The following is a 21984-nucleotide window of genomic DNA, read 5'->3' as shown; positions in this document are numbered from 1 at the left end:
GGGATTCGCCCACATCGTGTGCGTCTACGGCCAGGATATGGCCGTAGACGCACACGATCGGCTCCGCCGCTCTCGGCTCACCCGGCTAATGGGCCGCCGGACTCTTCGTCGGCTCAGCCTGGGCGGGCAGGCCGTTGACCGCGTCCGTCCCAGCGCCGTTGGCGCCTCCGTCACCGCCGCCGTGGGCCGCGCCGTCCACCTCAGCCCCGTGGCCGTCGTCCACGAGGGACTGTTCGTCGAACGGGAGCTTTCCGGCCAGGACCTGGGCCACCCGCTCCTGATCGATCTCCTTCGTCCAGGTGCCGACCAGCACCGTCGCGACCGCGTTGCCCGCGAAGTTCGTCAGGGCGCGGCACTCGCTCATGAAGCGGTCGATGCCGACGATCAGCCCGACGCCGTCCACCAGGTCGGGACGGTGCGACTGGAGACCTCCGGCCAGGGTGGCGAGACCGGCGCCGGTGACGCCCGCCGCACCCTTGGAGGCGATGATCATGAAGGCAAGCAGGGAGATCTGCTCGCCGAACGCGAGCGGGTCGCCCATCGCCTCGGCGACGAACAGCGAGGCCATGGTGAGGTAGATGGCCGTGCCGTCCAGGTTGAAGGAGTAGCCGGTCGGCACCGTGATGCCCACCACCGGCCTGCTGATGCCCAGATGTTCCATCTTCGCGATCAGCCGCGGCAGCGCCGACTCCGAGGAGGAGGTGGAGACGATGAGCAGGAACTCCCGGGCCAGGTACTTCAGCAGCAGGAAGATGTTCACTCCCGCGACCAGCCGCAGGATCAGGCCCAGCACCAGGAAGACGAACAGCAGACAGGTCGTGTAGAAGCCGATCATGATGACCGCGAGCGACTTGAGCGCGTCGAGGCCCGTCTCGCCGACCACCGCCGCGATGGCGCCGAAGGCGCCGACGGGGGCCGCCCACATGACCATGCCCAGCACCCGGAAGACGAGCCGCTGCATGTGACCGATCCCGCGCAGCACCGGCTCACCGGTCCTGCCCATCGCCTGGAGGGCGAAGCCCACCAGCAGCGCGATCAGCAGGGTCTGCAGCACCTCGCCCTCGGTGAAGGCGGAGACCATCGAGGTGGGGATGATGCCGAGCAGGAAGTCGGCGGTGCTTTCGCTCGCGCCCTCCGCCTCGGCGGCTCCGGCCTCCCGCACCTCGTTCGTCAGGTCGAGGCCGCTGCCGGGGTCCAGCACGTTGCCGACCAGGAGTCCCAGGGCGAGTGCGACGGTGGACATGACAAGGAAGTAGCCGAGCGCGAGCCCACCCACCGCGCCGACCTTCGCGGCCTTGCGCACCGAGCCGATGCCCAGCACGATCGTGCAGAAGATCACCGGCGAGATCATCATCTTGATGAGCTTGATGAACCCCTCACCGATGGGCTTCATCTCGACGGCCACACCGGGTGCGGCGAAACCGAGCGTGATCCCCGCGAGCACCGCGGCGATCACGGCGAGGTAGAGGTAGTGCGTTCTGTCCCGCGGGCGTTTGGGCGGAGACTGGATGGACACGTCGACTCCAGGGGATGACGGCTGAGGGTCGTTCCCGGACCAGCTGTCCCGGGGCGTCGCCGCCCCGGATACGAGGTTCAGGAATCCCGGCGACTATGCACGCCGCTGTGGCGCAGGTCACTGTTACGTGCATTACGTGCACGGGGGGCGGCACGAAACCTCACCGGAACGACGCCCTCGCCGTGCCACCGAGCGTCGCGCTCGGGGGCAGACTGGCCGTATGCGTGTCCCCCGTCCCCGCAGTCTCGCGGGCCAGCTGTTCGCGATGCAGGTCGTGCTGGTAGCCGCCCTGGTGGCGGGCAGTGCGGTCTTCTCCTACCTCACACACCGCGAGCAGGCGGAGAGTTCGGCCCGGCACCGGGCGATGGCGACGGCACAGGCGGTGGCCGACTCGCCCTCGGTACCCGAGGCGATACGCACCCCGCACCCCAGCGAGGTGCTGCAGCCCTACGCGGAGCAGGTACGGCACGACACCGGCGTGACGTTCGTCACCATCATGGACACGAACCTGGTGCGCTGGACCCATCCCAATCCCAAGCGGATCGGCGGCACCTTCGTGGGCCACACCGCCCCCGCGCTGGCGGGCCGGACCTTCTCCGAGACCTACACCGGCACCCTGGGGCCCTCGGTGCGCGTGGTCACGCCGGTCAGGGACGGCAACCGCGTCGTCGGCCTGGTCAGCGCGGGCATCGCGGTCGAGGCCATCAGCGAGCAGGTGCGCGAACAGGTCACGGCGCTGATCGGCGCCGCCGGGATCGCCCTGGCGCTGGGCGGGCTGGGCACCTACGTGGTCAACGCCCGGCTGCGCCGCCACACCCACGGCATGAACGCCGCGGAGCTGAGCCGGATGCGCGACTACCACGAGGCGACGCTGCACGCGGTGCGCGAGGGTCTGCTGATGCTGGACGGGCAGCGCCGGATCGCGCTGGTCAACGACGGCGCCCGGGAGCTGCTGGGACTCCAGGGGCCCGGACTGCTCGGCCGCAACATCGCCGAGCTGGGTCTGCCCGCGCCGCTGACGGGCGCACTGCTCGCCTCCGAGCCACGGATGGACGAGGTGTATCTGACGGCGGAGCGGGTGGTCGTCGTCAACACCTCACCCGTCTCGGGCGGTGAGCGGCGCGGCACCGTGGTCACCCTCCGGGACCATACGGATCTCCAGTCGCTGGCCGGTGAGCTGAACTCCGTGCGCGGCTTCGCGGAGGCGCTGCGCTCGCAGGCCCACGAGGCGTCGAACCGGCTGCACGCGGTCGTCTCGCTGATCGAGCTGGGGCGGGCGGAGGAGGCCGCCGAGTTCGCGACGGAGGAGCTGGAGCTGGCCCAGGCGCTGACCGACCAAATGGTGGCGGCCGTCGCGGAACCGGTGCTGGCCGCGCTGCTGCTGGGCAAGGCCGCACAGGCGCACGAACGCGGCGTGGAGCTGGCGCTGACCCCGGACAGCCGCATCGACGACGGGCTGATCCCGCCGCAGCTCCCGGCGCGCGACCTGGTGACGATGGTGGGCAACCTGATCGACAACGCGGTCGACGCCGCGGCGACGGCGGACACCGCGGACGGCGCGGATGCGACCGGCCCCGCGCCCCGTACGCCGCGGGTCACCGTCACCGTGCGGGCCGAGCGGCCGGGTGCGGGCGAGGCGTACGAGTACACCGCGCTGCTGATCCGGGTCGCGGACAACGGGCCCGGCGTCAGCCCCGCCGACGCACAGGACGTCTTCCTGCGCGGCTGGTCGACAAAGGCCGCCGGCCCCTCAGCCGGCCCAGGGGCGACCGAAGCGGTGGGCGACGGGCGCGGCCTCGGGCTGGCACTGGTGCGGCAGACCGCGGGGCGGCACCGGGGCACCGTACGGCTGGACGAGGCACAGGGCGGCGGGGCGGAGTTCACCGTACGCCTGCCGCTGCGCACGGAGGCGCCGCCCACCCCGTCCGCGCAGGTGGGGGGCACCGCATGACCGACCGCACCGTTCCGGCCCCCGTGGAGGTCCTGGTCGTCGAGGACGATCCCGTGGCCGCCGACGCCCACGCCCTCTATGTCTCCCGCGTGCCCGGCTTCCGGGTGGCCGGCGTCACGCACACCCGCGCGGAGGCGGGCCGCGCGCTCGACCGGCTGCCGGTCGACCTGATCCTGCTCGACCTGTATCTCCCCGACGGCCACGGCCTCTCGCTGCTGCGGGCGCTGCGCGGTGCCGGGCACACCACGGACGTCTTCGCGGTCACCTCGGCCCGCGATCTGACGGTGGTGCGTGAAGGGGTGTCCCTCGGGGTCGTCCAGCACGTGCTGAAACCATTCACCTTCGCGACGCTCCGGGACCGGCTCCAGCAGTACGCGGAGTTCCGCAGCAGCACCAACGGCGCGGGCGGCGAGGCGGGAAGTCAGGCGGAGGTGGACCGCGCGCTGTCCACGCTGCGGGCACCGCAGCCCTCCACACCGCCCAAGGGGCTGAGCGGTCCGACGCTGGAGTCGGTGACGTCCGCCCTGCGCGCGGCGGGAGCCGGTGGGCTGACGGCGAGCAGTGGTGCCCAGGAGATCGGCGTCAACCGGATCACCGCACGCCGCTACCTCGAACATCTGGTCACCACGGGGCAGGCGGAGCGGAGCCCGCAGTACGGCGGCGTGGGGCGCCCGGAGTTCCGCTACCGGTGGCGCGCCACCCAGGCCTGACGGCCACATCCGCCTCCCACACCACACCCGTCCCGAGCGCACCCATCCCTGCCCCGGCCGTCGGCGCAGGACCTATTGACCGGTCATGGCGACGCTCGTACGGTCCCCTAGGGTATGTCGTTTGGATCATGCTGGATCGGTGAGCGGGGTCTGGTGCGTGGCGTCGCAAGGCGGAGGAGGGAGTCAACGCGGAGCGTTGGCGACTGACGACAACGCGGCGAAGGCGCGCACCAGGGCACGCGAACCCGGCATGATCCAAACGGCAGACCTGGCAGCAGCCCACGAGGCCGACGGTCCACCAAGGGCCACCCCCGGCCGTGGCCCAGGAGGTCATGCCCGTGCGCCCCACCGCTCCGTTGATCTTCTCCCTCACCGCCGCAGTCGCCCTCAGCACACTCACCGGGTGCGGAGGGGGCTCCGGAAACGACAAGGACACCCTCGAGGTCGCCTTCCCGAAGGACACCAACAACAAGGTCACCTGGCGGGACGACTACATCGACGACATCGCCGCGAAGTTCGAGAAAGCGAACCCGGGCAAAGACGTCAAGCCGGTCCCGATCCAGGCGACGGGGAACGACTACTACACGAAGATCCAGCAGATGATGCGGTCCTCGAAGACCGCACCCGACCTCGTCTACGAGGACACCTTCCTCATCAACTCGGACATCAAGAGCGGCTATCTGCTCCCACTGGACGGCTATCTGAAGGACTGGAAGGACTGGGACCAGTTCGAGGAGAGCGCCAAGAAGGCCGCCAGGGCGGAGGACGGCAAGACCTACGGCGTGCCGGACGGCACCGACACCCGGGGCCTGTGGTTCAACAAGAAGCTGTTCAAGAAGGCCGGGCTGCCCCAGGACTGGCAACCGCGCACCTGGGACGAGGTGCTGGAGACCGCGCGCACCCTCAAGCGGAAACTGCCGGACGTCATCCCGCTCAACGTCTTCACCGGCAAGGGCGCGGGCGAGGCCGCCGCCATGCAGGGCTTCGAGATGCTGCTGTACGGCACCGACGACCCGCTCTACGACGAGGGTTCGAGGAAGTGGGTCACCGGAAGCAAGGGGTTCCGCGACAGCCTGGAGTTCGTCGAGACGGTCTACTCCGAGAAGCTGGGCCCGGACGTCTCCGACGCCCTGGACGCCAACATCCAGACAAGGGTGCCGACCGAGTACCTTCCCGAGGGCAAGCTGGCCATCGCACTGGACGGCTCCTGGCTCAGCCAGCAGTGGATCAAGACGGGCGGCAAGCCCTGGCCCGAGTGGTCCACGACGATGGGGCGCGCGGCGATGCCCACTCAGGACGGCGGCGGCGCGGGGAAGGTGAGCATGTCGGGCGGCTGGACGTGGTCGATCCCGAAGCAGTCGGACAACCACGATCTCGCCTGGAAGATGATCAAGACCTTCCAGACACAGCAGAACGCCACCGACTTCTGTGTGCGCGGCGCGCAGATCGCGGTGCGCGCGGATGTCGCCGAGGATCCGCAGTACCAAGGCTCCATGCCTGGCATCGAGTTCTTCACCGACCTCGTCGAGGTCAGCGAGTACCGGCCCGCGCTGCCCGTCTACCCGCAGGTGTCCGCCGCCCTGACGGAGGCGATGGAGCAGGTGACGGCGGGCGACGCCTCGCCCGGCGAGGCCGCCGACAGGTATGACGAGGAGCTCGAGTCCCTCACCGACGGGGCGGTCACGACACGGTGAGCGTCGCCAAGGTCCCGGCGGCCGGTGGCCGCCGGTACTGGCGGTGGCTGCCGATCGCCCCGGCCACCGCCCTGCTGCTGCTCTTCCTCGGCGGGCCGATCGCCTACTGCGTCTGGATCGCGCTCACCGACATGCAGCTGACCGGCCAGGAGTCGGCCTCCTTCGTCGGTCTGGACAACTTCCGCCGCGCCTTCCAGGACGACGCCTTCATCAACGCGGTCGTGCTGACCCTGGTCTTCACCCTGCTCTCCTCGATCATCGGGCAGAACACCCTGGGCCTGGCGCTGGCCGCCCTGATGCAGCGTGCCGGGAAGACGGTGCGGACCGTCACCGGGGTGGTCGTCATCTGCGCCTGGGTGCTGCCGGAGATCGTCGCCGGATTCCTGCTCTACACCTTCTTCCACAGACAGGGCACCCTCAACGCCGTACTCGACTGGCTCCATCTGCCCAGCCAGAACTGGCTGTTCACGCTGCCGATCCTGGCGGTGTCGTTCGCCAACATCTGGCGGGGCACGGCGTTCTCGATGCTCGTCTACTCGGCTGCGCTGTCCGAGATCCCCACCGAGGTCACCGAGTCGGCACAGGTCGACGGGGCGAACGCCCGGCAGCGGCTGTGGTTCATCACCCTGCCGATGATCCGCCGCTCCATCGGCACCAATCTGATGCTCAACACCCTCCAGACGCTCTCGGTCTTCGGCCTCATCTGGGCGATGACGCGCGGCGGACCGGGCAATCGCAGCCAGACCCTCCCGGTCTTCATGTACGACCAGGCGTTCGACAAGGCCCTGATCGGCTACGGGACGGCGGTCGCGCTGCTGCTGCTCCTGGTCGGCGCGCTCTTCTCGGTCATCTATCTGCGCCTGATGCGCGAGGAGGTCTGAGCATGGCCCACACCCCCGCCGCCCGAACCGCCCGGCCTGTCCGGTCCACCCGGCGTGCCCGGCGTGCCCGGCCCGTTCGTCTCACCCGGCGCGCCCGCCAGCGACTCGCCGCCAACCTGGCGCTGCTCGCCGTGGCCGCCGCGTTCGTCGTGCCGCTGCTGTGGCTGGTCTTCGCCTCACTCGACGCGGACGCCGACCTGCGGGTGAGTCCGCCCGCCTCGCCGACGCTGGACAACTTCTCGGCGGTGCTGACCGACGAGATCACCTTCACCCCGATGCGCAACAGCCTGCTGATCTGCGGCAGCGCCACCTTGATGACCATGGTCTGCGCGGCGCTGGCCGCCTATCCGCTCTCCCGCTACCGGTCCCGCTTCAGCCGCCCCTATCTGCTCACCATCCTCTTCACCACCTGCCTGCCCATCACCGCGATCATGGTGCCCGTCTACGGCCTGTTCGTGCAGATCAACCTCATCGACACGCTCTCCGGCACGGCGTTCTTCCTGGCCACGTCGCAACTGCCGTTCGCCGTATGGCTGATGAAGAACTTCATGGACGGCGTCCCGGTGGTGCTGGAGGAGGCCGCGTGGACGGACGGCGCCAGCTGGTTCCAGTCGTTGACACGGGTGATCGTGCCGCTGATGGGGCCCGGCCTCACCGTCGTCACGATCTACAGCTTCATCATGATGTGGGGCAACTTCTTCGTCCCCTTCATGCTGCTGCTGAGCCCCGAACAACTTCCGGCCTCCGTGAGCATCTTCACCTTCTTCGGCAACTACGGCTCCGTCGCCTTCGGCGAACTGGCGGCGTTCTCGCTCCTCTACTCCACCCCCGTCCTGGTGCTCTACATCCTCATCTCCCGCCGCATCGGCGGCGGCTTCACCCTGAGCGGAGGGGTCAAGGGCTGACCTGTCAACGGCTGACCGGGGAGAGGAGGCGCTCGTCCGCCCGCGCGCGCCGGTAGGTCCCGGCGACGGTGGCCACCCGCCGCCCCAGTTCGCGCGCGGTGCGCAGATCGGTGGCCGGCGGCACGGTCTCCGCGCTGGTGTCGTTGTCCGACTGGGCCATCGCGCCCAGCCAGCTGCCCAGCCGGTTCAGGTCCTCCACCGAGCCGGTGGAGCTGGACCACCCGGCCTGCTGGGCGAGCCCGACCCAGAGCATGCCGTGCTGGGCGGCGAGCAGCGCGAAGTCGACAAGGGAGTTGAGCTTGTCCCCGCTCATGGCGCCGCTGTTCGTGAATCCCGCCGCGATCTTGTCCTGCCAGCGCATGCCGTCCTGCATCGCGGCACTGGTCTCCTCCGCGAAGGATTTGAACGCCGCCGACGGACTGCCCATGTAGGTGGGGGCGCCGAAGACGATGGCATCGGCTGCGTCGAGACTCGCCCACGCGGCGTCGTCCAGCCGGTCCACCGGCAGCAGCTCGACCGTCGTGCCGGTCACCTCGCAGGCCCCGGCGGCCACGGCCTGCGCCTGGCGGGCGGTGTGCCCGAAGCCGCTGTGATAAGCCACCGCGACCCGCACCGGAGCGGGCTCTCGTACATCGAGGTCAATCGCTTCAGACATGTCATCTCCTGGTTCAAGCCGGGCATCAGCCAGGCATCAAGGGTCGTCAGCCGGAAATCAGGCCGGTCGCAGAGCTCCCCCAGGGCATGCACAGCGGGAGCAAATCCGCGGAGCCGGGGAGGCGGCGCCCCGACCGGCTACGCTGGCGGAGCGGGAGGTCAGGGGCACAGAAACGGCGCCCGCCGCTCTCAGCTCACTTCATCACTGGGTATGACGAACGGCGACGAGGAAAGGTGACCGATGGACGAGCACGACCTCCTGGCAGAACGCTTCGATTCCCACCGAGGCCACTTGCGGGCACTCGCGTACCGGATGCTCGGCTCGGCGAGCGACGCGGACGACGCCGTCCAGGAAACGTGGCTGCGGCTCAGTCACGCGGATGCCGCAAACATCGGGAACCTCGCCGGATGGCTGCGCACGGTCGTCTCCCGCGTGTGCCTGGACATGCTGCGCTCGCGCCTCGCGCGACGGGACGATCCCGTGGGCGGGCAGGTGCCGGAGCCGGTCACGACCGGTCAGGAGTCCGACCCGGAACACGAGGCGCTGCTCACCGAATCCGTCAGCAGCGCGCTGCTGGTGGTGCTGGAGCGGCTGGCACCCGCGGAGCGCATCGCGTTCGTCCTGCACGACCTGTTCGCCGTCCCCTTCGGGGAGATCGCCCCCGTCGTCGGACGAACGCCCGTCTCCGCCAAGAAACTCGCCAGCCGCGCCCGCCACCGCGTGCGGGGCGACGCCACGGCCTCCGAGGTCGATCTGGCCTGGCACCGCCGCGTCGTCGACGCCTTCCTCGCCGCCGCACGCGGCCGCGACATCAACGCGCTTCTCGACGTCCTCGACCCGCAGGTCGTACGCCGGGCCGACGCCGCGGCCGTACCGCCGGGCACACCGCTGGAGATCCGCGGTGCGCAGGCGGTGGTCGAGGAAACCCTCCTCCTGTCCCGACAGGCGCGGTTCGCCGAACCGGCGCTGGTGAACGGGGCCCTGGGCATCATCGTGGCGCCGCGGGGGCGGCTGCGCCTCGCCCTCAGCCTCACGATCAGCGCAGGCCGGATCACCGAGTACGAAGTCATCGCCGACCCCCAGCGCCTCCACGACCTCGACCTCGCCGTCCCCGTCCTCTAATCCCGCACCCGCCGAAGACCGTGCCAGCGATACAGGGCCGGCCAACAAGCCCCAGCCGCCCGACCCCCAGGAAAGGGACACGCTGCCCAGTCGGCTGGCGCCTGCACGGGACGGCATTTACTTCCATGCGCCGTTGATGAACACTTGCGACGTGCCGTCGGACTGCGGATTGACCCAGATAAGCCCGCCCTCATCCTCGGGGTAATACGCGTTCACCCCTAATGGGCCTTCGACGATCTCCTCGCCCTGAAACCGCCCCTCGGTCGAGAGCCACGCTTCGAGTTCGAGCTGACTCTGGGACTGTTGGGCCCACCAGGGTTCGACCTCGTCAGTGGGCATCGTGAAGCGCCATTGCGCACTGTGGCGGTCCTTGCTGCTGCACTCGACGTTTTCGGCACTGTCAGGCAGCTCCACGGCGAACTTCGAGTCGCAGTCGACAGGCCCTTGAGCCAAGTCGAGGCCCGCCAACGTCAGCACCCCAAGCGCAGCAGCGATCCCGATAGCCGCCGCTGCGCGAGCGTTCCAGTCCGGGCCGGTGTTGTCCTCGGTCGCGGGGTCCACCACACGAGCGTAAGTCCGGCCCATCACCAGAGGAAGGGACTAACCTGAGGCACGTTCAGCCAGACCACGTGGCCGTAGCGAAGCGGGCGCCCTGCCCAAGACGTACTGCACCGTCTGGCCAGTGCCGTACACAAAGCCCTCGGCGAGCACTTCGCACCGGTAGCCCGCCGGTTCTGATCTGCCGATCATGCCGGGCCCTCCCGCCACATCACCCACGGGCGCTCGATCACTTCGGCGTAGCTGGTGTGGTCGGGGTACTCCCGCAGGTGCTGGAACGTCCACCGCTGTGCCTCTTGCGCATCGGTGAGCGCTTCCGACTCCGCGCCACACTCCGTGTCGTCGCCGGTGAGGGTGAGACACCGGAACTTGAGTCTGACCGGCGGGGCGTCGTCGTCCTGGTCGGACCGCAGCCTCCAGTTGACGAAGCGGAACACGCGGTTGGCTGGCGGTGTCACAGATACTCGCCTCGGCTCCGGGCGTTGCACCGCGTGTTCTCGGCTCGCAGCCGCTCTATCGGTGCCGTGAGGCGGACGTGCTCGGGCTTCGCCTCCCATTCGGTCCCGCCGCAGACCGGACGCAGCAACCAGTACGGGCCGACGACTCCGCGGAACTCTCCGACCCGGCCATGGCGCATGTCCACCATGAGCGTGCCGGGCTCCGGAACGTAGGCGGGCTCCTGCCCGTCTGTGGGAACGCTCTGCTCAGACACCGCCACTCCTCTCCGTAGTGGTTCCACTACCAAGGCGGCTCAGCGTGGCCTAGCGTTGGGAACCGTTCAACGTGTCAGGACGGGACGGAAGGTTGGTGTCAGTCCTTTGAACGTCAAGGAGTTGGACCCGGAAAGCTCCCCGCAAGCCGCCTTCGGGGCGCGCCTGCGCAGGCTGCGCAGAGAGCGCGGGTGGACGCAGGACGAGTTGGGGGAGCTGATGGGATATTCCAGTACGCATATGTCATCCGTCGAAACCGGTCGGAAACTTCCGACCTTGCGGTTTTCGCGCAGTGCCGACCTCGCCTTCGGTATCGCGGAGACAGCAGATACTTTCGAACGCGAGTGGCGCGAGATCCGGCATGGCTCACTGCTGGAAGGCTTCCCGCAGTACGTCGGCTACGAGGGCCGGGCGGCGGAGATACGGCTCTTCGAGATCGGGATCATCCCCGGTCTGCTCCAGACGCCGGAGTACGCGAGGGTGATCGCAGACAGCGACGTCAGACGCGGAGCGATCAGCGCCGCGCAGGCGCAGGAGCGGATGGCGTTCCTCGCGGAGCGGCAAGCCGCGCTCGTGCGCACGCCCCCGCCCCTGGTTTTCGTGGTGCTGGACGAGAGCTGCATCCGCCGTCCCCTCGGCGACGCAGCCGTCATGGACGCCCAGTTGGCGTATCTGGCCGAGTTCGCCGGGCTGCCCAACACCGTGCTCCAGATCGCTCCGTACGACATGGGTGCGCGTCGCACGCTCGATCTGCCGGTCTACATCCTGACGATGGCGGACCGCTCGCTGATGTCCTACGCCGAATCCGCGCAGCGGGGGGATCTCGAGCGGGACAACACCTTCGTCCTGCCCATGCTGACGGCATACCATCAGCTACAGGCCGAGGCGCTGTCCCAGGCGGCTTCCGTGGCCATAATCGAGCAGTTGCGAAAGGGCACAACGTGACGACCGAATCCCCTCGCTGGTTCAAGTCCTCCTACAGCAGCAATGGCGGCGCCTGTGTGGAGGTGGCCGCCAACCTCGCCGCTTCGCGCGGTGTGATCCCTGTCCGTGATTCCAAGAACCCGACCGGCCCGGTGTTGAACGCCTCCGTAGACGCATTCGCCTCGTTCGTGGCGGGCGTCAAGGGCGGGGAGTTCGGCGCCGTCTGAGACGTCGCCGACACCCACCGGGTTAAGCAGCCCCATCGTGCACCGCATGGTGGGGCATTTGCTCTGCGCCGGGCCGCGCGGCGGATCACGCTCAGCGCTAGAAGACCGCTTCGGTCTCGTCCATGCGGTCCTGCGGGACGCGCTTGAGCTCGGAGACGCCGTCCGCCAGGGGCACCATCTCGATGTCCGTGCCGCGCAGCGCCGTCATCCTGCCGAACTCGCCCCGGTGGACGGCCTCCACCGCGTGCCAGCCGAAGCGGGTGGCGAGCACCCTGTCGTACGCGGTGGGGGTGCCGCCGCGCTGCACGTGGCCGAGGATGACCGGCTTGGCCTCCTTGCCGAGCCGGTGCTCCAGCTCGACCGCCAGCCGGTTGCCGATGCCGACGAAGCGCTCGTGCCCGAACTGGTCGATGACGCCCTTCTCGTACGGCATCGAGCCCTCCGCCGGATGCGCGCCCTCCGCGACGCAGATGAGCGCGAAACGCTTCCTGCGTGCGAAACGCTCCTCGACCATCTTCGCGAGGTCGTCGACCTGGAAGGGTCGCTCCGGAATGCAGATCGCGTGCGCCCCGGCCGCCATGCCGGCCTCCAGTGCGATCCACCCGGCGTGACGGCCCATGACCTCGACGACCATGACGCGCTGGTGTGACTCCGCGGTGGTCTTGAGCCGGTCCATCGCCTCGGTGGCGACGCCGACGGCGGTGTCGAAGCCGAAGGTGCGGTCGGTGGCGGAGATGTCGTTGTCGATGGTCTTGGGCACTCCGACCACCGGGAGGCCCGCGTCCGCCAGCATCCGCGCGGCGGTCAGCGTGCCCTCGCCGCCGATCGGGATGAGGGCGTCCAGGGCCAGACGCTCGATCAGCTCCTCGGAGTTGTCGCACGCCTCGCGCAGCCGGTCCCGCTCCAGCCGCGAGGAGCCCAGAATGGTGCCGCCACGAGCCAGGATGCCGGCGACCGAGTCGATGTCGAGCGTGCGGTAGCGACCCTCCAGGAGCCCCTTGAAACCGTCTTCGAAACCGATGACCTCATCATTCCGATCGGCCACCGCTCGGTGGACGATGGACCGGATCACGGCGTTCAGGCCGGGGCAGTCGCCGCCCGCGGTGAGGACTCCGATACGCATGAGGTTCGCTTCTCCTGCCGCTGATGCCCACTGGTGGAGCGTCGGTCCGATGAGCTGACGCGATTGTTTCATGTCTTGAACACATCCCGCACGGGCGTCCAACACACGAGAACGCCTGACGCGCGGCATCATCGGGCACGCAGGTACCGTCAACAGTAACGGCCTGGCGCGCGATAGCCAGTGGATCAGCGAGCGGCGTCATGGGGCTTCGGCCACAAGGCGGAGGAGGGAGGCGACGCGGAGCGTCGTTGACCGACGAGAACGCCGGAGGCAAAGTCGCAGGGCGTCGGGAGCCCGCTGGCTGTCGCGCACCAGGCCGAGCGCCGCGGCACCGCCGGTGCACGGCGCGGCCCATGGCACCCCCATGACATCTCATCGCACAGCTCATGGCGGGCAGGTCTCAGTGCGGAGACCGCACGGCGGACCGTAGGGACCCCACGGGCCGTCACCGCCCCGCCGGCCAGCCCAGCGGACCAGTCAGCTCAGCCGACCCAGCCAGCCCAGCCAGCCCAGCCAGCCCAGCCAGCCCAGCCGGCGAACGACCGCAGGAGAGGGAGAGCACGCGTGACACGCAGCGTGTATGTGACCAGCACCGACCGGGGGGACGGTCGCCAGGTCGTGGATCTGGGGGTGATGGAGCTGCTGACCCGCCAGGTGGACAGGGTGGGTGTCTTCAGGCCGCTCGCCCACGCCGGGCCCGATCCCGTCTTCGACCTGCTGCGGTCCCGCTACCGGCTCACCCAGCCCGTCGAGACCGTCGTCGGCTTCCGCCATGACGAGGCGGCGGCGCTCCAGGCCGAGCAGGGCACGGACGAGCTGCTGTCCCGGCTTGTCGACCGCTTCCACGCGGTGGCCGCCTCCTTCGAGGCGGTGCTCGTGCTGGGCTCCGACTTCGCGGACACCGGGCTCCCGGCCGAGCTGGCGCTCAACGCGCGGATGGCCAACGAGTTCAGCGCGGCCGTCATCCCGGTGGTCGGCGGCTACCACCAGACCGCCGAAACCGTGGTTGCCGAGGTGCGCAACGCGCATGACGCCTACGCCGCCCTGGGCTGCGAGGTGATCGCGACGATCGTCAACCGGGTGCGGGACGGTGACGCCCGGGAGGCCGCCCGCGCGCTGGGCGGCCACCTGCCCGAGCCGGTCTACGTACTGCCCGAGGATCCGGCCCTCTCCGCACCGACCGTCGCCCAGGTGCGCGACACGCTGGGTGCCGAGGTGCTGCTCGGCGATCCTGCCGGGCTCGCCCGTGACGTGCGCGACTTCGTCTTCGGCGGTGCGCATCTGCCCACCTTCCTGCCCGCCCTCACCGAGGGCTGCCTGGTCATCACGCCCGGCGACCGTGCGGATCTGATCATCGGCTCACTGGCGGCGCATTCCGCCGGATCACCGGCGATAGCGGGCGTCGTCCTGACCCTCGACGAGCGGCCCGGCGAGGAGACGATGCGGCTGGCGGCCCGCCTCGCCCCCGGCACCCCGCTGCTGGCCGTCCGGGACAGCTCCTTCCCCACCGCAGCGGAACTGGTTCCGCTGCGGGGCAGGCTGACCGCGACGAGCCCGCGCAAGGCGGAGATCGCGCTCGGCCTGTTCGAGACCCATGTGGACACCGCACAGCTCACCGAGCGGCTCTCGGTGGTGCGCAGCGGCCGGGTCACCCCGATGATGTTCGAACACGAACTGATCGAGCGCGCCCGCGCCCACCGCCGCCACGTCGTCCTGCCGGAGGGCTCCGAGGAGCGGGTGCTGCGCGCAGCCGAGGTGCTGCTGCGCCGCAACATCTGCGATCTGACCCTGCTCGGCGAGAGCACCGCCGTCCGCAAGCGCGCCGCCGAGCTGGGCCTGGACCTCCAGCTCCTCAGCGACGACGAGATCGCCGACCCCGCCGGTGCTGACGGTCCGGCCGCGGCGACCGCCCGGGTCGTCGACCCGCAGACCTCGCCGCTGCGGGAGCGCTTCGCCGAGGTGTACGCCCGGCTGCGCGCGCACCGTGGAGTCACCGAGGAGCTCGCCTACGACGTGGTGGCGGACGTCTCCTACTTCGGGACGCTCATGGTGCAGGAGGGTCTGGCCGACGGCATGGTCTCGGGCGCCGCGCACTCCACCGCCGCGACGATCCGGCCCGCCTTCGAGGTGATCCGGACCAAGCCGGACACCGGCATCGTCTCCTCGGTCTTCTTCATGTGCCTGGCCGACCGGGTGCTCGCGTACGGCGACTGCGCCGTCAACCCGGACCCGGACGCCGAGCAGCTGGCCGACATCGCCATCCAGTCGGCGGCCACCGCCGCGCAGTTCGGGGTGGAGCCGCGGATCGCCATGCTGTCGTACTCCACCGGCACCTCGGGCTCCGGCAAGGACGTCGACAAGGTACGGCAGGCCACCGAGCTGGTACGGGCGCGCCGCCCGGAGCTGCTGGTGGAGGGGCCGATCCAGTACGACGCCGCCGTGGAGCCCTCGGTCGCGGAGACCAAGCTGCCGGGCTCGGCGGTAGCGGGCCGGGCGACGGTGCTGATCTTCCCTGATCTGAACACCGGCAACAACACCTACAAGGCCGTGCAGCGCTCGGCGGGGGCGGTCGCCGTCGGCCCGGTGCTCCAGGGGCTGCGGAAACCGGTGAACGACCTCTCCCGTGGAGCACTGGTGCAGGACATCGTGAACACCGTGGCGATCACCGCTATCCAGGCGCAGAGCGCCGTACGGGCACCGGCACCGGCACCGGCACCGCAGGGCGCGCGGAACGGCGCCGCGTCATGAGCGCCGCCACCACGAACACCGCGAGCGCGACCGGGACCCGTGTCCTCGTCCTCAACTCCGGCTCTTCGTCGCTGAAGTACCAACTGCTGGACATGGCCGACGGTTCGCGGCTCGCGACCGGGCTGGTGGAGCGGATCGGCGAGGCCACCTCGCGGCTCTCGCACACCCTGCTCGCCTCCGGCGGCGCCCCCGGCACCTCCCGTACCCGCGAGGCGCCGATCGCCGACCACGACGCCGCGCTCAAGTCCGTCGCGGCGGAACTGGCGGCGGACGGGATGGGGCTGGAATCGCCGGAGCTGGCCGCGACAGGGCACCGGGTCGTGCACGGGGGGCAGCGCTTCACCGAGCCGACGGTGATCGACGAGGCGGTGCTCGCGGAGATCGAGCGGCTGGTGCCGGTGGCACCGCTGCACAATCCGGCGAACCTCATGGGCATCCGCACCGCTCAGGCGCTCAACCCGAGACTGCCGCAGGTCGCGGTCTTCGACACCGCCTTCCACACGACGATGCCGGAGCACGCCGCCCGCTACGCGATCGACGTACGCACCGCTGACGAGCACCGCGTCCGCCGCTACGGCTTCCACGGCACCTCGCACGCCTATGTCTCCCGCCGGACGGCGCAGCTGCTGGGCAGGGATCCGGCCGAGGTGAACGTGATCGTGCTGCATCTGGGCAACGGCGCCTCCGCGTCGGCGGTGCGGGGCGGGGTGTGTGTGGAGACCTCGATGGGGCTGACTCCGCTGGAGGGCCTCGTGATGGGTACCCGCTCCGGGGACGTGGACCCGGCGGTGATCTTCCACCTGTTCCGGGTCGCCGGGATGTCGGTGGACGAGATCGACATCCTGCTCAACAAGAAGAGCGGACTGCTGGGGCTGTGCGGGGACAACGACATGCGGGAGATCCGGCGGCGGGTGGACGAGGGCGACGACACGGCGCGCCTCGCGTTCGACATCTACGCGCACCGGCTGAAGAAGTACATCGGCGCCTACTACGCGGTGCTGGGCCGGGTGGACGCGCTCGCCTTCACGGCGGGTGTGGGCGAGAACTCCGCGCCGGTGCGGGAGGCGGCCGTCTCCGGGCTGGACGGGCTGGGGCTCGCGGTGGACGCGGAGCTGAACGCGGCACGTGCGGACACGGCCCGGCTGATCTCGCCCGAAGGCGCCCGGGTGGCGGTCGCCGTCGTCCCGACCGATGAGGAGCTGGAGATCGCCCGGCAGACCTATGCGCTGGTCAGTCCGGAGCCGGCCCGGGAGTAGACCGGGAGGAGAAAGGCCCCGTACGTGACTCGGCTCACCCCCTGATACGTTCCGCTCTTGAACAAAATGAGAGGATGCGCTCCATGCGCCGTTCCAAAATCGTCTGCACCCTGGGCCCCGCCGTCGACTCCTTCGATCAGCTGAAAACGCTGATCGAGGCGGGGATGAACGTGGCCCGCTTCAACATGAGCCACGGGTCCCACCCCGAGCATGAGGAGCGGTACCACCGTCTCCGTAAGGCCGCGGAGGAGACCGGCCGGGCGGTCGGCGTGCTCGCCGACCTCCAGGGGCCCAAGATCCGCCTGGAGACCTTCGCCGAGGGGCCGGTGGAGCTGGTCCGCGGCGAGGAGTTCACCATCACCGCCGAGGACGTGGCCGGTGACAAGTCGATCTGCGGCACCACGTACAAGGGGCTGCCGGGTGACGTCTTCAAGGGTGACCCGATCCTGATCAACGACGGCAACGTCGCCCTCCAGGTCATCGAGGTGAACGGGCCGCGCGTCCGCTGCATCGTGATCGAGGGCGGGGTGATCTCCGACCACAAGGGGATCAACCTGCCGGGTGCCGCCGTCAACGTGCCCGCGCTGTCCGAGAAGGACATCGACGACCTGCGGTTCGCGCTGCGGATGGGCGCGGACATGGTGGCGCTGTCCTTCGTGCGCAGTGCGTCCGACGTGCGCGACGTGCACAGCGTGATGGACGAGGTCGGCCGCCGGGTGCCGGTGATCGCGAAGGTCGAGAAGCCGCAGGCCGTGGAGAACATGGAGGAGGTCGTCCTCGCCTTCGACGGGGTGATGGTCGCGCGCGGTGACCTGGCGGTGGAGTACCCGCTGGAGCGGGTCCCGATGGTGCAGAAGCGGCTGATCGAGCTGTGCCGCCGCAACGCCAAGCCGGTGATCGTGGCGACCCAGATGATGGAGTCGATGATCACCAACTCGCGCCCGACGCGCGCCGAGGCGTCCGACGTCGCGAACGCGATCCTGGACGGCACCGACGCGGTGATGCTCTCCGCCGAGTCCTCGGTGGGGCAGTACCCGATCGAGACGGTCAAGACGATGTCGAAGATCGTCGAGGCGGCGGAGGAGGAGCTGCTCAGCCGGGGCCTGCAACCGCTGGTGGCGGGCAAGAAGCCGCGCACCCAGGGCGGTTCCGTTGCGCGTGCGGCCTGCGAGATCGCCGACTTCCTGAGCGCCAAGTCGCTCATCGCCTTCACCAAGTCGGGAGACACCGGGCGGCGGCTGAGCCGCTATCGCGCCTGCCAGCCCATCCTGGCCTTCACCACGGATGATTCCACCCGCAACCAGCTGACGCTGAGCTGGGGCGTGGAATCCTATGTGGTGCCGCATGTGGGGACAACTGACGAGATGGTCGACCTGGTCGACGCGGAGCTGCTCAAGCTCAAGCGCTACGACAAGGGCGACATCATGATCATCACGGCGGGCTCGCCTCCCGGCGTGCCGGGCACCACGAACATGGTCCGGGTGCACCACCTGGACGGGGCGGACGACTGACCGCTCCCTGACACCCCCGGTCCGAGGCCGAGGCCCGCACCTCTCAGTGCTGCGCGGCGCAGCACCAGGGGTCGCGGGCCCGGCCGTTCGCGGCGCTGCTGACGAAACAGACCCTAGGTGATCGACTGGTGCAGGCCGGGTATCGTCAGGGTGCCGCCGAACTGGCCCGCCTGAGTGACCTTCACCTTGGTGAAGTACGCCTCGGAAACGTTGACGGGCGGCGGGTGCTCCGGGTCGAAGACGATCGGGATGAGGCCGAAGAGATTGCCCTCCAGCCGCTCCGTGTACATGGTCACCCGGCCGTCGCGGATGGTGGACGTGGTGCCCTTCGCCGCTTCGACATGGTAGGTCGTGCCCTGGGGACCGGCAACGATCTGGTGCAGGTCGCCGATGTCGAGGCCGCTGGACGTGAACTTGAGCGCCTGCTTCGTCTTGCCGTTCGCCATCGTGACGTTGACGACGCCCTCGTAGTCCAGGTCGTGCAGCGCGAGGGAGCTGGCCTCCAAGTACCAGGGCTGGTTGGGCAGCGTGACGGGCGTCCGCTCGTCGTCGCCGTCGACCTTCTTCTCCTCGACGCACGGGAACGGCTTCTTGCCGTCCTCCTCTGGTTCGGATGCCTCGCCGGCCGCTCCCTCGTCCTCGGCGTCCGGGTCATCCTTCTCCACGCCCGACGTGCCGGACGCGCCGGGCCGCTGCTCCTCAGGTTCCTCGCCGCCCCCGCCGTCCTGGGCGTCCTCACCGCCCTGAGAGCCCGTGACGTCCCGAAGGCCCTCGACGGTGTCCTCGACGCCCTTCTCCGCCTTGTCGACGGTGTCCCCGACGCCTTCCTCGGCCTTGTCGACGGTTTCCTCGACCGCCTCGGTCGGACTCTTCCCGACGGACTTCTCCGACTCGGGCGCGGCTTCCTCCGCCTCCTTCTCCGCCTCCCTCTTCTTTTTGGGAGTCAGGGCGTCCTTGAGCTTCTCGCCCAGGCCCAGCGGGTCCAGCGGGTTCTTCTTCCCGGGCTCGGGTTCCGGCTCCGGGTCGGGCTCGGGTTCCGGCTCGGACGGGTCGGGCTCCGGATCGGGCTCCCGCTCGGTCCTGCCCGCGTCTGAACCGTCCGTGCCCCCGCCGGACGGCGAACCGTCGGATCCCGGGGAGTCCGGCGTACCCTGCTCCGAAGGCGCGGCCTCATCCCCCTCGCCCGCTCCGGGCTCCTTGGCTGCCTTTTCCCTGGCCGCCTTCTCCTTGGCGGCTTTCTCCCTGGCCGCTTCGGCCTTCGCCGCCTTCTCCTTCGCCGCCTTCTCCTTCGCGGCTTTCTCCTTGGCCGCCTTCTCCTTGGCCGCCTTCTTCTCCGCGTCGGCTTCCTGGTCCGGCGCGGACACACAAGGTCCGTCCTTGAAAGGGTTCTTGGGCAGCGGCTTGGCGTTCGCCAGTTGGGGGGTGAGCCCCATGCCCATCAGCACGGCGGACGGCATGGCCACCATGGCCACCGCCTTGCCGGCGGGGAGATGCAGCCGGGTCAGCAGCGGCTTGCGGGGAGCCGCATGCCGTGGTGCCGTCCTCGTGCGACGCCCGCGGGTCGGGGCGTCGGCCACGGCAGTCGCTTCCTCCCTCGCTTCGTCACCCGGCACCGTGCCTCCCGTTCGCGTGATTCCCGTCGGCCGCGGTCGACGCGGACGAAGCCGGAGCCGAGGCCGTTCCAGTGACTGACAGGTCGTCGTTCGCGGCGTCGTCGGCTTCCAGGAGCCCGGCCGCCTTCGCTCTCTCACCGCGAGTGGCACCACGCCCGGCGACGGCGGACTCGGTGGGCAGAGGTCTCCCGGGTGCCCAGGAGACACCGAGGGCGCCGCCGAGCAGCCCCGGCACAAAGCCGATCAGGAAGGCGCCGAAGTTCGAGACGACAAGCGAGACCAGCGCCAGCAGGATCGCCGCGACACCGGCGAAGACCCGGGACTGCGGCTGGAACCACATGGTCAGGCCGAGCACGATCAGGAGAACGCCGATGATCAGCGAGCCCGCGCCCGCCGTCGTCGACATCCTGATGGTCAGCGAGCCCAGAGTCAGGTTCTGGTAAGGGACGTACATGATCGGAATACCGGCGAGCAGCGTGAATATGCCGCCCCAGAAGGGGCGCTGACCGCGCCATACCCGGAAATTCGCGCGCATCCGGCCGAGCCGGTCGATCGGCCGCTCTCGCGTGTCGGCGCTCATGTCTACAGCTCCTCGGGACTGGCACAAAGCCTGCGGGGTGGAACAGCCGTACGGGCCCGGGGTCGGGGCGCGGTTCCCACCCTGGCGCGGGCCCGCGCCCGTACGGTCAGTGCGTCAGTAGCACTCGTGTGCGCCCTTTTTGACGGACATCTTGAGGCCGCTGAGCTTGAAGGTTCCGGCTGTCGTGGCCCATGCACGCTGCCTGACGTCGGTGAAGATGACCGAGTCGGCCTGCTGCCCGAAGGAGCCCTTGGCGTACTCGTCACCCTTCTGGACACCCGGGCCCTTGGTGGCGTCGTCGACCGAGACACCGATATCGAAGTTCTTGAACGTGGCGTTCGCCGCCAGGTCATCGGCGTCGATATAGAGCTTTTTCGCCGTGACGGGTGTGTTTCCCCGGCCCGCGCTCAGCTTCATCGAGATATCGCCGAAGAGCGGTACCGGGATGACCACCGACTGGCAGAGGTTCTTGATTTCCGCGTCGTTCATTCCGACGACGGTGACGGGCTTCTTGCCCTTCTTGGTGCTGTCCAGCGCACCGTACTGGGTGAACCCGGTGGCCTCCAGCCGGTCAGCAGTCACCTTGAACTGCTGGCCGGAGACACTGAACGAAGCCGCCAGCGCGCCCTGGGCCAGGGCTACTCCGATGGCGGCTGTAGCGGCAACGCTGGGCACCATGACGACGGCGAACCGCTTCCATCTGGTCCCGCCACGAGCCAGAGACTCCATGACTTTCCTCCTTCTCGGACGTACATCTCCGGTACGGGGGCTGCGGGCCCACACCCGGGATGGGAGAAGTGCTACGTCCTCGGGAAGGGGAGCGCCGTCACCTGAAGCCGTACTAGTACGTGCGTCCGAGCTGTCGGCGATCACCCCCGAGTGACAACCACTGGCCACGCTCCCGCGCAACCCTCATGAGCGGACAGGCTCCACCTGCGGCGAAGACCCCCCTGTCCGCGAACCGGCATTGCTGCCTTCCGGCCGCCCGGTGGGGAACCGCCCCCCTGTGAACACACGGACCGGTTGGCCGCAGGAGCCCGCAGGGGACGGACCGAGCTTGGCCGATCGTGGTCCATCTGCGGCCCGCACACAAGGGGTTCCTTACTTGGGAGTAACGAACGGATAACCGCCAGGCTGCCTCGAAGCGCAAGCGCGCCACAGAGGGTCGCCGGAATCTATCACCCAACAGGCCGATTATTCGGACAAGTCCGGGTCGAATTCCTTAGCTCACTTACTGCGAGTAATAGCGGCTGCGCTTACCAAGTTTTGGTAAAACGCAGCCGCTGAAGTCGCTAAATCA

At 69.4% G+C, this 21984-nt stretch carries 20 protein-coding genes; 11 read left to right on the top strand and 9 right to left on the bottom strand.

Going from position 1 to position 21984, the window contains the following annotated elements; all coding sequences use genetic code 11:
- Positions 1-85: 85 nt before the first annotated feature.
- Positions 86-1516, bottom strand: a complete 1431-nt coding sequence (locus LHJ74_RS21750; RefSeq protein ID WP_260219812.1) for a cation:dicarboxylate symporter family transporter — start codon at positions 1514-1516, stop codon at positions 86-88.
- A gap of 220 nt (positions 1517-1736) precedes the next feature.
- Here LHJ74_RS21750 and LHJ74_RS21745 point away from each other — a divergent pair, with 220 nt between their 5' ends.
- The 5 genes from LHJ74_RS21745 (at position 1737) to LHJ74_RS21725 (ending at position 7657) form a co-directional block, all read left to right on the top strand.
- On the top strand, positions 1737-3467 hold the full coding sequence (locus LHJ74_RS21745) for an ATP-binding protein (protein ID WP_260219811.1): 1731 nt from the start codon (positions 1737-1739) through the stop codon (positions 3465-3467).
- Positions 3464-4177 (top strand): response regulator, encoded by a 714-nt coding sequence (locus LHJ74_RS21740; protein WP_260219810.1) that lies wholly within the window; start codon positions 3464-3466, stop codon positions 4175-4177. Before LHJ74_RS21745 ends, LHJ74_RS21740 begins: the two co-directional genes overlap by 4 nt.
- Positions 4178-4515: 338 nt before the next feature.
- Positions 4516-5871: an ABC transporter substrate-binding protein gene (locus LHJ74_RS21735; protein WP_260219809.1), complete on the top strand. Its 1356-nt coding sequence runs from the start codon at positions 4516-4518 to the stop codon at positions 5869-5871.
- The gene (locus LHJ74_RS21730; protein ID WP_260219808.1) at positions 5868-6752 is read left to right on the top strand and encodes a carbohydrate ABC transporter permease; all 885 of its coding nucleotides are present in this window, start codon (positions 5868-5870) and stop codon (positions 6750-6752) included. Before LHJ74_RS21735 ends, LHJ74_RS21730 begins: the two co-directional genes overlap by 4 nt.
- Before the next feature lie 2 nt (positions 6753-6754).
- The gene (locus LHJ74_RS21725; RefSeq protein ID WP_260219807.1) at positions 6755-7657 is read left to right on the top strand and encodes a carbohydrate ABC transporter permease; all 903 of its coding nucleotides are present in this window, start codon (positions 6755-6757) and stop codon (positions 7655-7657) included.
- Positions 7658-7661: 4 nt separating this feature from the next.
- Here LHJ74_RS21725 and LHJ74_RS21720 read toward each other — a convergent pair whose 3' ends face one another.
- Entirely contained in the window at positions 7662-8312 is a 651-nt protein-coding gene (locus tag LHJ74_RS21720) for a flavodoxin family protein (protein ID WP_260219806.1), read from the bottom strand.
- Between the two features lie 240 nt (positions 8313-8552).
- On the opposite strand from LHJ74_RS21720, the gene LHJ74_RS21715 reads away from it, so the two are divergent.
- A complete protein-coding gene (locus LHJ74_RS21715) occupies positions 8553-9434 on the top strand; it encodes a sigma-70 family RNA polymerase sigma factor (protein WP_260219805.1) in 882 nt (293 codons plus the stop codon).
- Positions 9435-9551: 117 nt separating this feature from the next.
- Here LHJ74_RS21715 and LHJ74_RS21710 read toward each other — a convergent pair whose 3' ends face one another.
- From LHJ74_RS21710 to LHJ74_RS21700, 3 genes are all read right to left on the bottom strand, one after another.
- Positions 9552-9995: a hypothetical protein gene (locus LHJ74_RS21710; RefSeq protein WP_260219804.1), complete on the bottom strand. Its 444-nt coding sequence runs from the start codon at positions 9993-9995 to the stop codon at positions 9552-9554.
- Positions 9996-10180: 185 nt separating this feature from the next.
- Entirely contained in the window at positions 10181-10450 is a 270-nt protein-coding gene (locus LHJ74_RS21705) for a DUF7848 domain-containing protein (RefSeq protein WP_260219803.1), read from the bottom strand.
- On the bottom strand, positions 10447-10704 hold the full coding sequence (locus LHJ74_RS21700; protein ID WP_260219802.1) for a hypothetical protein: 258 nt from the start codon (positions 10702-10704) through the stop codon (positions 10447-10449). The genes LHJ74_RS21705 and LHJ74_RS21700 overlap by 4 nt, the downstream gene beginning before the upstream one ends.
- A gap of 106 nt (positions 10705-10810) precedes the next feature.
- Between LHJ74_RS21700 and LHJ74_RS21695 the strand changes: the two genes are divergently transcribed.
- On the top strand, positions 10811-11647 hold the full coding sequence (locus LHJ74_RS21695) for a helix-turn-helix domain-containing protein (RefSeq protein WP_260219801.1): 837 nt from the start codon (positions 10811-10813) through the stop codon (positions 11645-11647).
- On the top strand, positions 11644-11853 hold the full coding sequence (locus tag LHJ74_RS21690) for a DUF397 domain-containing protein (protein WP_260219800.1): 210 nt from the start codon (positions 11644-11646) through the stop codon (positions 11851-11853). The genes LHJ74_RS21695 and LHJ74_RS21690 overlap by 4 nt, the downstream gene beginning before the upstream one ends.
- A gap of 97 nt (positions 11854-11950) precedes the next feature.
- Here LHJ74_RS21690 and LHJ74_RS21685 read toward each other — a convergent pair whose 3' ends face one another.
- Positions 11951-12976 (bottom strand): 6-phosphofructokinase, encoded by a 1026-nt coding sequence (locus LHJ74_RS21685; RefSeq protein WP_260219799.1) that lies wholly within the window; start codon positions 12974-12976, stop codon positions 11951-11953.
- A 564-nt stretch (positions 12977-13540) separates the two neighbouring features.
- On the opposite strand from LHJ74_RS21685, the gene pta reads away from it, so the two are divergent.
- From pta to pyk, 3 genes are all read left to right on the top strand, one after another.
- Positions 13541-15724, top strand: a complete 2184-nt coding sequence (gene pta, locus LHJ74_RS21680) for a phosphate acetyltransferase (RefSeq protein WP_260219798.1) — start codon at positions 13541-13543, stop codon at positions 15722-15724.
- Positions 15721-16980 (top strand): acetate kinase, encoded by a 1260-nt coding sequence (locus LHJ74_RS21675; RefSeq protein ID WP_260219797.1) that lies wholly within the window; start codon positions 15721-15723, stop codon positions 16978-16980. Before pta ends, LHJ74_RS21675 begins: the two co-directional genes overlap by 4 nt.
- Before the next feature lie 83 nt (positions 16981-17063).
- Positions 17064-18491, top strand: coding sequence for a pyruvate kinase (pyk, locus tag LHJ74_RS21670; protein WP_260219796.1), 1428 nt, complete (start codon positions 17064-17066; stop codon positions 18489-18491).
- A 113-nt stretch (positions 18492-18604) separates the two neighbouring features.
- Here pyk and LHJ74_RS21665 read toward each other — a convergent pair whose 3' ends face one another.
- From LHJ74_RS21665 to LHJ74_RS21655, 3 genes are all read right to left on the bottom strand, one after another.
- Complete coding sequence (locus tag LHJ74_RS21665) at positions 18605-20068, bottom strand: hypothetical protein (protein ID WP_260219795.1); 1464 nt, start codon at positions 20066-20068, stop codon at positions 18605-18607.
- Positions 20069-20093: 25 nt separating this feature from the next.
- The gene (locus tag LHJ74_RS21660) at positions 20094-20684 is read right to left on the bottom strand and encodes a DUF6114 domain-containing protein (protein WP_260219794.1); all 591 of its coding nucleotides are present in this window, start codon (positions 20682-20684) and stop codon (positions 20094-20096) included.
- A 114-nt stretch (positions 20685-20798) separates the two neighbouring features.
- Positions 20799-21413, bottom strand: a complete 615-nt coding sequence (locus tag LHJ74_RS21655; RefSeq protein ID WP_260219793.1) for a DUF6230 family protein — start codon at positions 21411-21413, stop codon at positions 20799-20801.
- Positions 21414-21984: the final 571 nt, after the last annotated feature.

The sequence above is a fragment of the Streptomyces gossypii genome, assembly GCF_025165795.1.
GTDB lineage: Bacteria > Actinomycetota > Actinomycetes > Streptomycetales > Streptomycetaceae > Streptomyces > Streptomyces gossypii.
Note: the sequence above shows the minus strand (reverse complement) of the source record. Positions and strands in the feature narration are given on the sequence as shown.

Excerpts from the sequence above, each read along its gene's own strand:
- LHJ74_RS21745 (WP_260219811.1), top strand. The coding sequence starts at position 1,737 with ATGCGTGTCCCCCGTCCCCGCAGTCTCGCGGGCCAGCTGTTCGCGATG.
- LHJ74_RS21740 (WP_260219810.1), top strand. The coding sequence starts at position 3,464 with ATGACCGACCGCACCGTTCCGGCCCCCGTGGAGGTCCTGGTCGTCGAG.
- LHJ74_RS21725 (WP_260219807.1), top strand. The coding sequence starts at position 6,755 with ATGGCCCACACCCCCGCCGCCCGAACCGCCCGGCCTGTCCGGTCCACC.
- LHJ74_RS21720 (WP_260219806.1), bottom strand. The coding sequence starts at position 8,312 with ATGTCTGAAGCGATTGACCTCGATGTACGAGAGCCCGCTCCGGTGCGG.
- LHJ74_RS21715 (WP_260219805.1), top strand. The coding sequence starts at position 8,553 with ATGGACGAGCACGACCTCCTGGCAGAACGCTTCGATTCCCACCGAGGC.
- LHJ74_RS21685 (WP_260219799.1), bottom strand. The coding sequence starts at position 12,976 with ATGCGTATCGGAGTCCTCACCGCGGGCGGCGACTGCCCCGGCCTGAAC.
- LHJ74_RS21675 (WP_260219797.1), top strand. The coding sequence starts at position 15,721 with ATGAGCGCCGCCACCACGAACACCGCGAGCGCGACCGGGACCCGTGTC.
- pyk (WP_260219796.1), top strand. The coding sequence starts at position 17,064 with ATGCGCCGTTCCAAAATCGTCTGCACCCTGGGCCCCGCCGTCGACTCC.
- LHJ74_RS21660 (WP_260219794.1), bottom strand. The coding sequence starts at position 20,684 with ATGAGCGCCGACACGCGAGAGCGGCCGATCGACCGGCTCGGCCGGATG.
- LHJ74_RS21655 (WP_260219793.1), bottom strand. The coding sequence starts at position 21,413 with ATGGAGTCTCTGGCTCGTGGCGGGACCAGATGGAAGCGGTTCGCCGTC.